The sequence below is a fragment of the Paenibacillus aurantiacus genome, assembly GCF_042431225.1.
Classification (GTDB): domain Bacteria; phylum Bacillota; class Bacilli; order Paenibacillales; family Paenibacillaceae; genus Paenibacillus_Z; species Paenibacillus_Z aurantiacus.
In genome coordinates, this window is sequence record NZ_JBHMDO010000002.1 from 52,727 (window position 1) to 66,799 (window position 14,073).

Genomic DNA, 14,073 nt, shown 5'->3' on the forward strand with positions numbered 1-14,073 from the left:
GGAAAGCATCTTTAAGAAAACTTTAACTAGACTTAAGTCCGAAATCAGGCAGAAAGACGCAGATCCAATCGCCTATCTCTTCGGTTCGGCGCCTGTACGATCCATCTCATAATCCAACGCAAAAACACCTGTCTCCGAAATCAGAAACAGGTGTTTCGTTATGCCGTTAATGAATTACTTCGAACCGAGCGAACTCCATACGCCCTGCAGCCACGCGTCGAACTCGTCGCCTTTGTCGCCTTCGTACGTATCATAGATGTCCTCGCGCATCCGCTTCAGCTTGTCCTTGAATTCCTCATACGAATGGCCGGCAGGCAGGCTCTTCTTGACGCGAAGAAGGACTTTGTTCACGCCCTTGAACAGCTCGCCCTTGCGGCGCGCCGGCTTCTGCGGCGATTCGCCAAGCAGCTGCAGCTGGCGGTAAGCCGCCTCCTGCACCGCGTAGACGAGGTCGTTGTTCATCCGGTGGTTCAAAATATCCATGATCTTCGCGTGTTCCCACTTGCCCAGCTCTTCCACCGCCGACAGGCGCTCGCGCCAGTTGGACGACCGGTTCGAGGACGTCTTCAGCTGCTCGTAGTTCTCCGGCAGCCCGATTGTAATGTCTACTTGGCTCATTGTTTTCTTCCCATCCTATCTATCGATTAAAATAAAGGTTATCCGTCGTTCCGGTCTCGCGTGGACATCGGCTTAGCCGCCGCACCGCGCGCTTCCAGCGATCTGCGATTGCTGCCATGCGCGGGTGATGACGCTTCCGCCGCTGGCTTCTCTTTCTTCACGCCTGCCGTCTTCACCGCTCCGGCTGATCTCTTCACGCCTGCGCCTGGCGCCGTCTTCTTGGCGCCCCCGGCTGCCGCTGCTCCCGCCGAATCGGCGCTTCCCGGCTTCGTGCCTTTGCTCTTGTAGGGCTTGGGCGCATTCGCTGCCTTGTTCGCGCTCTTCTGCCAACGGTTCCAGCCTTTCTTGCCGGTTCCTTGTCCCGTGCCTTTTGCTTTGCTCAACTCATCACTCCGTTATGAACTTCCTTATTACACGCCGCTTAGGGCCATTCCCTACTTTACCACAGGAATCCGCTCTCGCAAGCCCGGTTGGCCGCATTATTCTCCATTATAACACGACGAGCGGGATTTTAACGGCGATCGACGGACAATCGGATTTAGACGCCCACCGCAAGGCTGGCCGGTACCGCGTAACTGGGGACAATGATCGGAATGCTGTCTGGTTAAGAGGGGGCATTCGGATGAAAAATCCTCGGTTCTGCGGTTGGTGTGGGCGACCGTTGGCGCTGTTCCATCTCCACGCCAACGCTCCGACCGCTCTTCCCCCTCCGTCCCGACGCGCTTAACCTGACAGCATTGACCGTGATCGGCACCCGCAAGCGGCGCCAACGACGAGAAGCCCCCGCTCTCCCGGCAGGGGCTTCCGAACGCTCGCGGGTCGCAAGCGCTAGTTATTCAAATCATCGTACATCGAGCCGACCACGTTGACCTTGATCTCGTCGAGCGGCTTAATGCCGACCAGCTTACCCAAGCCCTTGTAAGCATGCGGCTGCTGGGATAACTCGACGTCGCCAATCCACGCCTTGACGTAATACTCGCCGTCCGGCATGCTCACGTTCGTGTACACCCGCAGGTTCTGCGGATTGATCGCGATCGTGACGGTGGTCTTCTCCGTGATTTTGTACATGTGCTGGCCGTTCTTCACGAACTCCTGGTACTTGAAGTACTTGTCGCTGCCAGAGGTCTCGGATTCGCCATACCCTTCGAGAATGTTCTTCCAGAACGGATGCGTGTCGCCTTGGCTTGTCTCGGCATGCTGCAGCTCGACGACTTCCTTCGTGTAGCGGGAGGCATCCGTGCCGCGATCGCGAACGGTCAGCAGCGTCATCGCATCGACGCCCTTCGGCGCGGCAGCCGTCAGCGTCGCCACCTGTCTGCCGAGCTTCTGGCCTCGAACCGGCAGCGCCTCGTTCGCGAGGTTTACGGCCTGCTTCTTGCTGTTGACGAACATGAGGTCCGTCTCGTAGCGGAAGGAGTCGATGACCGCGTCCACGAGATCTTTATGATCCCGCGTGTCGTCCCGTGTCGTCTTGTACGTGACGGTCTCGACCGTGAACGTATACTCGCCGCCCGGGTTGAAGTAGTACCCCGCCTTGACCGGGTACGCGTGCCTCTGCAGCTCGCGATCCGTCGCGAAGACGGCCCGATCGTACTGCGCCTTCACGTTCTGCTTCTTCGCGGCTGCCGCGCGCGACGCTTCGTACGCCTTCGCCTGCGGCACCGTCTTCGTCCACTTGATGTCCCCGGTCGCCTGCTGCGTGAACGTCCGCTGGAATTGTCCCGGCACGGCCGTCCAGTTCGTGAGCGAGCCGTCCGTCTTCTGATGCGCCATCCAGCGGATGACGTCGAATTTGTACGGCTCGCTCGTCCACCACAGCTTGCGGGTCAGCGACGTGATGGCGTTCGTGTCGATCTGGTCCTTATAGTCCTTGGCCGGCACCGTCGTGCGGCCGTTGTAGACGTAGACGTTGATCTTCCGCTCGTCTTCGCCCGGCGTGAACGGCGCGTCCGTCGAGCCGTGCTCCTGCTTCGTTTCGCAGGTACGGTGAGACACGCCATCCGAGTCCGTCGTGGACGAGCATTCTTCGTACTCGTGAATATAGTTCCGGCTGACGGTGCCGCTGAACGACACCGTGCCGCTCTTCGAACGCGGAGCGGTCGGCGACGAATTGTTCAACCACCCGTGCTGCAGGGGGTTATCGCCGAAATCGACCCTTCGCAAGGTAGAGCTAATAATCGGATTGCGGGTAATCGTCGCACTGGCTTCGTTCACCGCCGCATTATTGCCTACCTGAAAATTGCGGAACAGGCTTGGCGCCTGGCTCGAGACGTCTAACGAGCCTGTTGCGTTCCCATCCCAATAGGAGCTCGGCGGGAGGGTCAACTGTGCTACGATGTCGGCCCCGTTCGCTAGCGGGTACTGCACATCCCGGCTGAGCACGTTATAATCTAGGTCGAACTCGCCGACCGTCTTCGGCATCGCCGTCACCAGCCGAACCGCTGACGTGCCGGAGTCGACCTTGTTATTGTCGTAATACGCTTCCTTCGGCGAATCATTATTCGCGTTCACCGCGAACTTGATGGCGACGTTGCTTGGAGGCATGGAGAAGGTCACGTAGAAAATTTTCTGACCGCCGGCCGACAACGTGACCTCCCCGCTCTTCGCGGAACCGCCATTGCCGTCGAACACGGCCGCCATCTCGCGCCCGTCCGCTCTCGTGATGCTCCAGGCGAAATCGGTCGTCTGCGGCTCGTCGAAGGTTGATTTGACCTTGACGGCGACGCGCACCTCTTGCCCTTCGATAGCCCCCGACGGCAGCGATTCGAAATGCGCCGACAGGTCGTTCACGCGTTCCTGCAGCACGAATGGCGCGATCGGAATACCGAGATACGTGATGGGGTCGGGGGTATTGTCGATATAGATTCGTCCTATTCCCCACGAATAAAAGGTCGGCGGCTGAAGCACCTGCACGTAATCGTACCAGTTACCGCCATTCTTCGGCTTCTGATCCTTGTCATAGACGAACCAGGTGAGCATGTCTTCGTTTTTCGGCCTTTTCCCCTCATACATGAACTCGGCGTATCTTCTGCCGGCATAGCTCTCATTCAATCCGGTCAGGATCGATTTCTCGAAGGTGCCGTTTGAATTCGCTAGAAAAGGGTTGCTCGGGTCTTGGTAGCGGTCAAAGGCGCCTTTCATGATTTTGTACTTGCTTTTGACCCTCGAATCGTTCCAAGGCGCTTTGATCATGTCGAAGTTTTGAATTTTCGTCCCGCTCCAGCCCGCATGCCATGGGAAGCCCTCTGTCGATACGGACACGCCGTTCAGCGTATAACCGGAATACTCGTGCATCCACTGGTTATTGTGACGTATATAGTCGCCATGGTCGCCGCCATAAACCACTTCGAAATTCTGATCGGCTAGATGCTTGCTAAGCAGGTCCGTACGCAACGAACCGTCTGTAGATGACTTTGGAAAATGCTCCTTACTCATACCGTAAAGCTCGTTCATGTCCTTATTGATACGGGCAAGCGCCTCGTCCACCGTCTTCGGAACGCTCTCCGTCGCCTCTTCGGCATGACCGATGGGCGGCGCGGATAGTCCGGATACGCCCGTTAGCGCGACGGCAAGCAGTAGAGATAGTACTTTCTTCATGCTGCCCACCTATTTGTTCGCGATCGAAATGCCGATGTCCGCGTACGCTTGGGAGCCCACGTACACCGTATATTTCGCATCGCTAAATGTCGTGAAGTTGAGTTCCTGCTCCCGCTTGCTCTTCGTCCGAACAAACGCCATGATCTTCTCGACCGTCTTGCTCTCCAGCTTCTGCAGCAGGATTGCCTCCGCCTCGTCCATTGCTTCCGCCGGATCGGCATCTTCGTGCGTAAAGCTAATGGCGAGGTCCATGAAAATCTGGTCTTTCTCGCCCGTATTCTCATACTTCGAAATGCGCAGCTGGGCATTCGTTACATAGGTCGGATCGATGCTTTTGCCCATCTCCTGGTAATTAAACGTCGCCCCATGCACCGTCGCTTCCTTCGTATTCCCATCGCTCGGCGCCTCCTTCACCGGCGTCTTGCCGTCCGTGTTGATGTACACGGTGCGCGCGTCGGCATCCCATTGCACGACGGCCCCGAGGCCTTCGCTGACGAAACGCAGCGGCACGAACGTCCGCTGGTTGCGCGTTAGCGCGACGGTGTCCATCTGCTTGGCCGCGCCGTTCAGCGTGTAGCTGCGCTTGCCGATCGTAATAACCAGCGACGTCGTCTTCAGGCTGATCGCCGCCTTCTTGGTCGTGCCGTTCCATGCGACCTTGGCGCCGAGCGCCTCGCTGACGAAACGGATCGGGATTTGCACCCGCTGGTTCGCGTCGGCGAACGGCTGCGCATCCGGGAACTGGATCTTCGCGCCGTTCACGACGACGCGAAGCGGAAGCGGAGATGCGGCCTGCGCGGCCGGCATGCCCACGATGGTGAACATCATTGCAGCGATGATAAGTGCGAAAGAAAAGCGTTTCATTGTGTCGTATTCCTCCTAGTCTCCTCGGTTAACGAAGGGCCGCGCGCGACAGGCTGACGAGCTTGGCCTCCATTGTCCGGTATTTATCGAGCGTAAATTTCAAACCTTTGGCGTAATGCGCCATCGATTCGGCGACCCGCCGCTTCTCCGTCCGCACCGCGTCGCATAGGCTTTGCACCTGGCGAATCTGATTTTGGACGTAATATTCGTTGTAGCTTCTACCCACGCCGGACGATACGCCCGACGCGATGGACAGCGCCCGCTCGGCGAGCTCCTCGAGCCGTTCTTCCTTGCGCTGCAGCGTCCGGTGCAGGCTCTCGAGCTGATCGAGATTGGCGAGAATCCGTGCGCCTCGGGCGACACCGGCTGCCGCCGCGGCGATCTTGCCAATGGTCTTCGTGAGGCCCGATTTGGCCTTGCCGATCAGCTTGTTCTTGAACGACTTGACGCCCGCGATGAACTCGTCCTTATCCTGCTTGATCTTCGCCTTCACTTTGCCGAACACATCGCCGATCTTCCGAACGGCGGCGTCCTTCGCCCGGACGAGCGCATCCCACTTGGCTTTGACCGCGGTAATCGTATCATTGATGAACTTGGTCAGGCCGTCCTTCAGCTTGGTCATGAACCCGGTGACCGCATCCTTCACCTTCTTGGCGAAATCGACGATCTGATCGCCGATGAGATTGGCCATCTCGACCACCCTCTGCACCGTCTCCGTAATGAAATCGACCGCTTCGTTGAAGAATGTGACAGCCAGCTCCTTCAGCCGCTCGAGTCCCTTCTGGAGCATCGGGATTACGGTGTTCAGCACGAAGCCGATGACGACGAGCGCCACCACGGCGCGAACGACGCCCAGCAGCGCGGTCACGACGACTGCCGGACCGCCGGCGACAAGGCCGATGAGGGCGAGTCCGCCGATGATGAAATGCTGAATCTCGAAGCGACCGTCCCACATTTTGAACGCCTCCTGCAGCAGCAGCTCCTTCACGCGCGCCGGCACGACCTCCAGCCCTACGGTTAAGTTCTGAATGAAGCGGGGGACGAAGGCGCCGCTCTGCTTATCGGACCGCTTGAACGTCTCGCCGTCTCCGTTCATCATCAGGGAGAACATGGAGTGATGCGCGAACCCTACCCCCGTGGCCAGCGTGTCGATGTAGATGCCCGCCGACGGGTTACTGAACAAGGCCGGCACGATGTCATGGCGATTGCGGAACTCTCGGATCTGGCCGTTCTCGTTCATCTCCGCGATCTGGGAAGCATACTTATCCAGCACGCCGCGGTTGAAGCCCGGCGCGTTGAAGGTCGTGGCCGTAATAAGATGCTTGCGCAGGTCGTCCGGCAAAATAAAGGAGGAGTAGAGCGCCAAATTCCCGCCCAGGGAATGGCCGGTCAAATACAGGTCGCCGTTATAGTTGTTGAACCGCGACATGTACGCTTCCGCATCCTTCTGCTGCACGGATTCGTCGATATACGCCGTCGTGCCGTTGTTCTTCCAGTCGTTGCGATACAGTGGATCGTCAATCGGCTCGCTGCCCCGGAAGACGGCGACCTTCTCGCTCTTCGTCGTGGTGACGGTGAAGGCAACGAAGCCCGATTCCTCCTGCTTGTTCTTGGAGACAACGTCGGATATGACCCAGTTCGCGGATTCGGTGCGGTCCATCTTGTTCAGCATCTCGAGCCAGTGCTCGTACTCGTTCTTGCCGTTCAAATCGCTCGCGAACCGCTCCTTCAGCTTATCGATGCCCTGCGTCGTGTTCGCAAACTCGCCCGTGCCGGTGTAGAAATCGATCAACTGGCCGACGGTAATCTGCTTGTTCGCCGCGTATTTCCACTGAATGTCCAAAATTTCGCCATTGTGCGTGCCCTTGACGTCCAGATACACCAGCTGGGCGAGCTGCCGCAGCTCGTTCTCGCTCAGCCCGCCGCTCATTCGGACGCTCCCGTCCGCTGCGCGCCCTGCTGCCTCTCCCCTTGCCAGCGGTCGAAATCCGCTTGGAATTGCGCCTTCGTCGCATCCACCCGGCCATCCTCATAAATTTTGAACCCGGAGATTGTCAGCACGTTCAGCGTGCCGTCATTCTCCTGCTCGTCGCTCAGCAGCAGACCGACGGCCTTCGTTTCCTTAGCCAGCTCATCGAATTTCGCATACGCTTCCGGCGTTAGATAGCTAATGTAGACGCTGCTGCGGAAATAGCCCTTCTCCTTCAGCTCCTCGGCGAATTGTCCATAGCGGGCGATCTCTTCCTCCGCGTTCAGGTCGCCCTTCCCGTCGATGTACGCGCTGCCGTCGAGGTACACGCTGACGATCTGCCAGTTGTTCGGATACCGCTTAATGAAGTCCGCGTAGGACATCGACGTATCCGCCTCCTCGGGGTAGGTCAAGCCCGTGTCGTTCGCCACCTCGATGCGGCTGTCGCCCCAGATTCCCTTGGCCAATTCGCCAATCGGCTCCCGCGCCGCTCGCGCGAGCTTCTCGTTCACATACTTGTCGTACACCTGTTTCAAATCTTTCGTAATCTCCACCGATACCTTGAGGGATGGATCGCCAGCCGGATGGACAACCGCCTTAAGCGTGTTGCTATTCATCGTGCCGAAGCCGCCGCCCAAGCCTTCGACCTCGAACGCTTCGCCGTATTTGGCCTGCAGCGCCTCTTCGATTTTCTTCACGGCCTTCTCGTCCTTCGAATCGCCGCAGCCGATCAAGCCCAGCATCGATACGAGCAGCATGCCGATCACCGCCTTTTTATAGAATTGTTTCATGATAACGCCTCCTTCTGATGAACCATCTTCGCGGGTAAGCCGTACCGCCGTACGGCCGCCGATTAGCGCAGCGCCGCGAGCGACATGGATGCAAGCTTCGCCTCCATCGTCCGGTATTTGTCCAGCGTAAACTTCAAGCCCTTGGCGTAATGCGCCAGCGATTCGGATACCCGCCGCTGCTCGGTCCGTACCGCGTCGCACAGGCTTTGCACCTGCCGAAGCTGAGTCTGCACGTAATATTCGCTATAGCTTCCGCCTACGCCCGACGTGACGCCGGATGCGACGGACAGCGCGCGCCCGGCCAGCTCTGCGAGCCGTTCCTCCTTGCGCTGCAGCGTCCGGTGCAAGTCCTCCAATTGGTCGAGATGGGCCAAAATCGTCGCGCCCCGCGCCACGCCCGAGGCCGCCGCGGCGATCGTGCCGACCGTCTTCGCAAGACCCGCCTTCGCTCGGCCGACGATGCGGTCCTTGAACGACTTCACGCCCGCGACGAACGCGTCCTTCTCCTGCTTGATCGTCGCCTTCACGCTTCGGAACACGTCGCCGATCTTCCGTACCGCGTTGTCCTTGGCTTGGATGATGGCATCCCATTTGGCTTGGACGGCCGTAATCGCGTCGTCGACGAACTTGTCGAAGCTGTCCTTGAGCCTGCTCATAAAGCCGGTTACGGCCTCCTTCACCTGCTTGGCGAGCGATTCGATCTGGTTCTTGATCAGGCCTGCCGCTTCCATGACTTCCGTCGTAATGGCCTTAATCGTCTCGACGCTCTCCTTCCAGAAGGTCGCCATGATTGCCTTGACGTCCGCGATCTTGCCTTCGAGCCACGGAATGATGCCTTCGATCATAGCCCGCAGCGCCGACAACAACTCGAGCACCCGGGTAATCTGGGAGACTACGGCCACCACGGCGCCCGGACCCGGGATCATGGACAGCAGCTTGAGCACATGGCTCTCGTGGAAGCGCCCGTCCATCAGCTTGAAGATTTCTCCGCAGACATACTGCCGCACCACTTCGGGGAGATCCTCGAACTTCGCCGTCAGGTTATGGATCGCCTTTGGTACCGCCGTGCCGCTTTGCACGTCCGACTCGACGAACTCGCCCGTTGCCTCATCGAACGCCAGGTTGAACATTGAATGATGCTCAAACCCGTGCCCTGTCCCCTTCGTCTTGATGTAGACCCCTTCCGAAGGGTTATAGAACAAGGCCGGCACGATGTCCTGCACGTTGCGGATCTCGGTAATCCGGCCAGTCCGGTTCAGCTCGGCGATCCGGTCTGCGTATTCCGTCAGCACGCCGCGGTTGAAGCCCGGGGCGTTGAAGGTCGTGGCCGTAACCAACTGATCCTTCTGCCCTTCCGGCAGGATAAAGGAAGCATACAACGCTAAGTTTCCGCCCAAAGAATGACCCGTCATATAGAGCTTGCCATCGTATTCCGCAAAGTTCTCCAAATAAGCTTCCGCTTCCGCCTGTTGAATGGATTCGTCCGCATAGGAGGTGGAGAGGTTATTCTTCCAGTCGTTCCAATAGAGCGGATTCTCGATCGGCTCGCTGCCCCGGAAGACGGCGACCTTCGGGCCCGGGTCCTTGGTCGTTCCGGTTGTGACAGTCATCGCCACGAAACCGGACTCATCCACTTCGTTATGGGAGACGACGTTGGATATCTGCCACTCCCTATGCGTATCGGTATTCAGATCCTCCAGCGTATCCCTATAGCGCTTAGCCTCTTCCTCGCCAAACCGCTCCTCGAGCCGGTCGATTCCTTGTTGGTCCTTCGTATAATAATCGATAAGGTACCCCAAGCTGAGTTGTTCGTTCTTACCGAAGTACTCGCCTTGTATCTTTAATGCCGTGCCGCTCCCGGTCTCTCCCTTAATGTCCAAGTAGGCGATCTGAGAGAGCTGTCGCAGCTCGTTCTCGGTTAACGTGATCTTATCCGAGTTCTTCGTGTCCGCCGCAATCGTCATGGTCGCGCTCCTCTCGCTTTGGCGCTATTTAATCGCCTCGCGAACGTTCTTCCAAAGCTCGAACTGTTCGTCAAAAGCCGCTTTGTCTTTTGAAGGTCCGCCGTTATCGGCCAGATCGTAGGTAATGCCGGTTACCAAACTAACTTTGCCATCCTTCTCTTTTAAATCGTCGTAATAATTCAACACGCTCGTCTTAGAACGCTCCGCTTCTTCAAACAGACTATAGGCTTCCGGAGTCAAATAATACACGCCAATACTGCTTCGGAGATACTTGCTGGCCGATAATTGTCGAGCCAACCGATCGAACTTCTGAATTTCCGCTTCCTGATTCATTCGACCTTGAGCATCCATATAATCGGCGCTGTTCAGGAACACATAGACCAACTGCCAATTCTCCGGATGAAGCTTTACGAATTCCTCATAGGACATGCTCGTGTCCTTATCATCCGCATCGTTTAACCCCGCATCATTGGTAATCGAGACTTTGCCGTCCGGCCATAGCGCTTTCACGATGTGTTCAATTGGCCCTTTCGCGGCTTGAGCAACCTTGATGTTTACATAGTCGTCATAGACCTGCTTCAAATCCTTCGTAATCTGTACGTTCACTCTCGTATTCGGCGCGTTCTTCGGATAGACGACCGCCTTCAACCTGTTGTTGCTCATCGTGCTGTAGCCGCCGCCCAGCCCCTCTACCACGAACTCCTCGCCGTATTTCGCCTGCAGCGCTTCTTCGATTTTCTCGGCCGCCCGCTTGTCTGTCGACCCACCGCAGCCGAACAGGCCGAGCACGGTTAATAACATTATGATCGTTAACACCGCCTTTCTAGAATGATGGTTCATGGGCTTAATCACGCTCCGGGCTCAAAATGATATTCCTCTCGCTCGCGAGAATCGGAAATGACCGGTTCAATTCGTCTCCCGCACGTCTTTCCAGCGCGCGAATTGTTTGTCAAAAGCTTCCGTGTCCTTAGACATCGCGCCGTTTTCGTCCAGATCGAAAGATATGCCGGTCACAAAATTGACTTTGTCATCCTTCTCTTCCTCATCGTGATAAAAGTTCAGCACGCTGAGTTCCGATCTCTCGGCTTCTTCGAAGCGATTATAGGCATCCGGAGACAAGTAGAAGAAGCCAACATGGCTTCGCAGGTACTTGCTTGCCTTCAAGCGCTCCGCCAATTGGCGAAATTTGCGGATTTCCGCTTCTTGGTTCATGCCGCCTTGCTCATCCACGTAACTCACTGCAGACAAGAAGACTTGCACCAGTTGCCAATTCTCCGGATGCAGCTTCAGAAATTCCTCGTAGGACATGCTCGTGTCCGTCTCGTTCTCGTCGTTCCAGCCCGCGTCATTGCTGACCGTAATCTTAGCGTCTGGCCATATCTCTTTCACCATGGCTTCGATCGGCGGTTTGGCGGCCTCGGCGACCTTGAAATTCACGTAATCGTCGACGACCTGCTTCAAATCCTTGGTAATCTCGGCACTGATCCGCGTATTGGGGGCGCTTTTCAAATAAGCGGTTGCTTTCAGCGTACTATCGTCCGCCGTGCCGAAGCCGCCGCCCAGCCCATCTACCACGAACGCCTCGCCGTACTTCGCCTGCAGCGTGTCTTCGATCTTCTTGACCGCGCGCGCGTCTTTCGACAACCCGCAGCCCGTCAGCCCCAGCAGCGATACCATCAGAACGACGAGCAGCACCGCCTTGTTTGAACTTCGTCCCATGGACTACCCCTCTTCAAGCTCCAGATGAAAATCGAACTCCGGCGTGCGCAGATCATCGATCGCCGGCACGCTCACGTAAGCCTCCAGCTGCGCGCCCATCTCTTCTTCCAACCGATCCATGCGTTCCTCCAGCCACTCGGCGAAATGCTCCAGCGACAGCTGCAAATGGTCGACGAGATTCGTATCGTCTCCATTCGCGAGAATAAGCGCGCTAAAGACGGCCTCCACCCTGGCGTAGACCTGCTCCGTCAGCTGGGCGATCTCGTTCGCGCACGATGCGCTCGCGGCTTCGAGCCGCGCGTCCAGCTCCTCCGGCGGAACCGAACGGAACAGCGCGCCCGCTTCTTCCTTCCACACATGCACCGTACGGTAGACGAGCCGCTCGAACTGCTGCTTGACGGTCTCCAGCCCCAGCGTCGCGCTCACCATCGTGAGCCGCTCCATCATCGTTAGCAGCACGAAGCTCGGCTGATCCTCGGCTTCGCGCTCGATCCCCGCCGCTTCCGCGAAGGCGTCAATCACCAGCTCGGACGCCGGCGTGGATGCTTCGGCTTCGGTTAGCGGATGGAGCCGGCTGAGCAGCGTATAGATCGCGCTAGGCTCGCCCGTCAGAATCTGGCCGTCCGGCCCGAAGCGGAACGGCTCCCCATCTCGCGCTAGCGCTGCATTCGAACCTGATTCGTCGCCCAGGGCTGCCGCGAAACGCACCTCCCCGGCGTGCGCGCCGATCGCTGCCAGCCAGCTGTCTTGCGAGACGTAATGGACGAGCCCGCCGTTCTCGCGATGCTCATCGGTAAGCTTACTCGCAATGCCCGGCGCATCGAAAATAACGCCTTGAACCGCGACGGACGCCGCCGAACCGTTCGCCCTATTCCATTCGGCTTCCGCCGCAGAAGCCGCCGTCATGGCTTGCGCCTCCGAGGAAACCACCGTGTCCGCCGTGGTCAACGCTTGCACCGGCACGTCCGCACCCGCCTGTTCGACCGACTCGGCCGTCATCGCCGCATAAGCCGCCAGCGCCCCGCCGATTCCGCGTCCGGTGACGCGGTAGCTTCCCATGCCCCGGTTCCGACGCAAGAATGCGCTCGCCTCCGCGAGCAGCTTGCTCTCCGCGCCGTACAGCGGCGCCAGCGCTTCCGCTTCGCTGGCCGTCTTATATGTAAAGATAAAGATTCTATCCTCGTATTCATCGTGAAAGGCGTAGGCTTCCGCCGCGCCGAAGGTCATCCGGTCTGCCAAGACAAGCCGGTTCAAGCAGTCATCTGCCAGCAGCGCTTCCGCGTCCCGGTGCGCGGAACCGACATTCGTCGTCTCCGTGGGACCACCCGTCAGCCGCGCCATTATTTCCCTTATACTGCTACCATTCGCGAGACACGCCCGAAATGCGTCCGCCGCGGCGGCCAGCAGCCAATATTGTTTATCCGTCAACGCCAACATGGGTTCCCTCCACCGTTCGTTTAGATGACGATCCTATCCTGGAGTAAATCACAAGGCAGGACGAATAGCCGCCTGCCTTGTGGATGATGCTTATCGGGAGCGCAGTTTCGCTGCCATTTCCTGCTCCGCCTGCTGCTTGATGTTCGCGATTTGAGTCAGGTTCTTGCTGATGTTCTCCACGCATTGAATGAGTTCCTTGAAGCTTGGCATCAGGCCGTCGAATTGCTCGACGAACGCCGTCTGCGATTCGCCCTGCCACCAGCCGCTAACCGCATGAATTTCCTTCTGCAGTTGGTTCACCAGCGTCTGCGCGTTGTTCGCTTTGCTCGAGATGGACTTGGCTACGCCAAGCGCCTGATCCGGATTAAACGTCAAATTGTTGCCCGCCATGGATGTTCACCTCCCTTCATGGAATATGGCTTGCGCTCTCGGCTCCGCACGCAAGCGCAATGCTGTCAGGTAAAGAAGGGCTGCGCCCCTTTGACCCCACTTTTAATGCGACCTCCCCCTTCCCCCTCCGCTGAGGGGAACCAGAGGACTTTGCCCTCTGGACTCCCTATTTCGTGCTGGCACATTGTTCGCGGTCGGCGGGTTGGCAAGAGCTGGGCACGCTATTGTCCTGTCGGACAAGGCTTCAGTGGGTTTTGAATTCATTCCTAAGACATCAGCGGGCGTCTGCATGACTACTTAGGCAACGGGTGGCTTCATCGCGGACGTTTCCCCTTAACCTGACAGTATTGCCCGCAAGCGGACCGCCGCTTACCGCCGCTGCTGTTGCTGCTTCTGCTTCAGCGCTTCTTGGGCCGCGCGCTCCGCGGCGCGCTTCTTCTCGGCCCGCTCCTGCTCGGCGCGCTGCACCTCGCTCGCGACGCGCTCTACGCCGCCGGCGAGCGCCTCGATCTTGCGCGCCAGCGCCGTCAGCTCCTGATTCAGCGACTGCTGCTCGGCGCGGAACGTCTTGGCGGCCGTCCCGGTCCAGAAGCGCTCCGATTGACCGAACGCCGAGCGGATCTGATCCGCTTCCTGCCTGACCTCGGCGGCCAGGCGATCGATGGCTTGCGCGTTTCTCCGTATGTCGGAAGGACTTGCAGACATGGGATCATCCCGCCTTTCG

Annotated in this window: 11 protein-coding genes and 1 pseudogene; all 12 read right to left on the minus strand. The window is 58.2% G+C overall.

Annotated features, from left to right (window positions below):
* Positions 1-174: 174 nt before the first annotated feature.
* Positions 175-618, minus strand: coding sequence for a HEAT repeat domain-containing protein (locus tag ACFFSY_RS00555; protein WP_377488320.1), 444 nt, complete (start codon positions 616-618; stop codon positions 175-177).
* Between the two features lie 266 nt (positions 619-884).
* Positions 885-1,001 (minus strand): annotated as a pseudogene (locus ACFFSY_RS00560) (DUF3934 family protein); the annotation flags it as partial.
* 445 nt (positions 1,002-1,446) lie between these two features.
* Complete coding sequence (locus ACFFSY_RS00565) at positions 1,447-4,215, minus strand: hypothetical protein (protein WP_377488323.1); 2,769 nt, start codon at positions 4,213-4,215, stop codon at positions 1,447-1,449.
* Between the two features lie 9 nt (positions 4,216-4,224).
* Complete coding sequence (locus ACFFSY_RS00570) at positions 4,225-5,079, minus strand: copper amine oxidase N-terminal domain-containing protein (protein WP_377488327.1); 855 nt, start codon at positions 5,077-5,079, stop codon at positions 4,225-4,227.
* Positions 5,080-5,107: 28 nt separating this feature from the next.
* On the minus strand, positions 5,108-7,009 hold the full coding sequence (locus ACFFSY_RS00575; RefSeq protein ID WP_377488330.1) for an Mbeg1-like protein: 1,902 nt from the start codon (positions 7,007-7,009) through the stop codon (positions 5,108-5,110).
* Positions 7,006-7,839 (minus strand): hypothetical protein, encoded by an 834-nt coding sequence (locus ACFFSY_RS00580; RefSeq protein WP_377488333.1) that lies wholly within the window; start codon positions 7,837-7,839, stop codon positions 7,006-7,008. Before ACFFSY_RS00580 ends, ACFFSY_RS00575 begins: the two co-directional genes overlap by 4 nt.
* A gap of 62 nt (positions 7,840-7,901) precedes the next feature.
* Positions 7,902-9,803, minus strand: a complete 1,902-nt coding sequence (locus ACFFSY_RS00585) for an Mbeg1-like protein (protein WP_377488336.1) — start codon at positions 9,801-9,803, stop codon at positions 7,902-7,904.
* Between the two features lie 24 nt (positions 9,804-9,827).
* On the minus strand, positions 9,828-10,604 hold the full coding sequence (locus ACFFSY_RS00590) for a hypothetical protein (protein WP_377488339.1): 777 nt from the start codon (positions 10,602-10,604) through the stop codon (positions 9,828-9,830).
* A gap of 105 nt (positions 10,605-10,709) precedes the next feature.
* A complete protein-coding gene (locus tag ACFFSY_RS00595) occupies positions 10,710-11,522 on the minus strand; it encodes a hypothetical protein (RefSeq protein ID WP_377488342.1) in 813 nt (270 codons plus the stop codon).
* Positions 11,523-11,525: 3 nt separating this feature from the next.
* Positions 11,526-12,959, minus strand: coding sequence for a hypothetical protein (locus ACFFSY_RS00600; RefSeq protein ID WP_377488344.1), 1,434 nt, complete (start codon positions 12,957-12,959; stop codon positions 11,526-11,528).
* A 90-nt stretch (positions 12,960-13,049) separates the two neighbouring features.
* Entirely contained in the window at positions 13,050-13,349 is a 300-nt protein-coding gene (locus ACFFSY_RS00605) for a WXG100 family type VII secretion target (protein WP_377488347.1), read from the minus strand.
* 369 nt (positions 13,350-13,718) lie between these two features.
* Positions 13,719-14,054 (minus strand): WXG100 family type VII secretion target, encoded by a 336-nt coding sequence (locus ACFFSY_RS00610; protein ID WP_377488350.1) that lies wholly within the window; start codon positions 14,052-14,054, stop codon positions 13,719-13,721.
* Positions 14,055-14,073 lie beyond the last annotated feature (19 nt).

Bases quoted from the DNA above. Each gene is read 5' to 3' on its own strand.
- ACFFSY_RS00555 (WP_377488320.1), bottom strand. From the start codon at position 618: ATGAGCCAAGTAGACATTACAATCGGGCTGCCGGAGAACTACGAGCAG.
- ACFFSY_RS00565 (WP_377488323.1), bottom strand. From the start codon at position 4,215: ATGAAGAAAGTACTATCTCTACTGCTTGCCGTCGCGCTAACGGGCGTA.
- ACFFSY_RS00570 (WP_377488327.1), bottom strand. From the start codon at position 5,079: ATGAAACGCTTTTCTTTCGCACTTATCATCGCTGCAATGATGTTCACC.
- ACFFSY_RS00575 (WP_377488330.1), bottom strand. From the start codon at position 7,009: ATGAGCGGCGGGCTGAGCGAGAACGAGCTGCGGCAGCTCGCCCAGCTG.
- ACFFSY_RS00580 (WP_377488333.1), bottom strand. From the start codon at position 7,839: ATGAAACAATTCTATAAAAAGGCGGTGATCGGCATGCTGCTCGTATCG.
- ACFFSY_RS00585 (WP_377488336.1), bottom strand. From the start codon at position 9,803: ATGACGATTGCGGCGGACACGAAGAACTCGGATAAGATCACGTTAACC.
- ACFFSY_RS00590 (WP_377488339.1), bottom strand. From the start codon at position 10,604: ATGTTATTAACCGTGCTCGGCCTGTTCGGCTGCGGTGGGTCGACAGAC.
- ACFFSY_RS00595 (WP_377488342.1), bottom strand. From the start codon at position 11,522: ATGGGACGAAGTTCAAACAAGGCGGTGCTGCTCGTCGTTCTGATGGTA.
- ACFFSY_RS00600 (WP_377488344.1), bottom strand. From the start codon at position 12,959: ATGTTGGCGTTGACGGATAAACAATATTGGCTGCTGGCCGCCGCGGCG.
- ACFFSY_RS00605 (WP_377488347.1), bottom strand. From the start codon at position 13,349: ATGGCGGGCAACAATTTGACGTTTAATCCGGATCAGGCGCTTGGCGTA.
- ACFFSY_RS00610 (WP_377488350.1), bottom strand. From the start codon at position 14,054: ATGTCTGCAAGTCCTTCCGACATACGGAGAAACGCGCAAGCCATCGAT.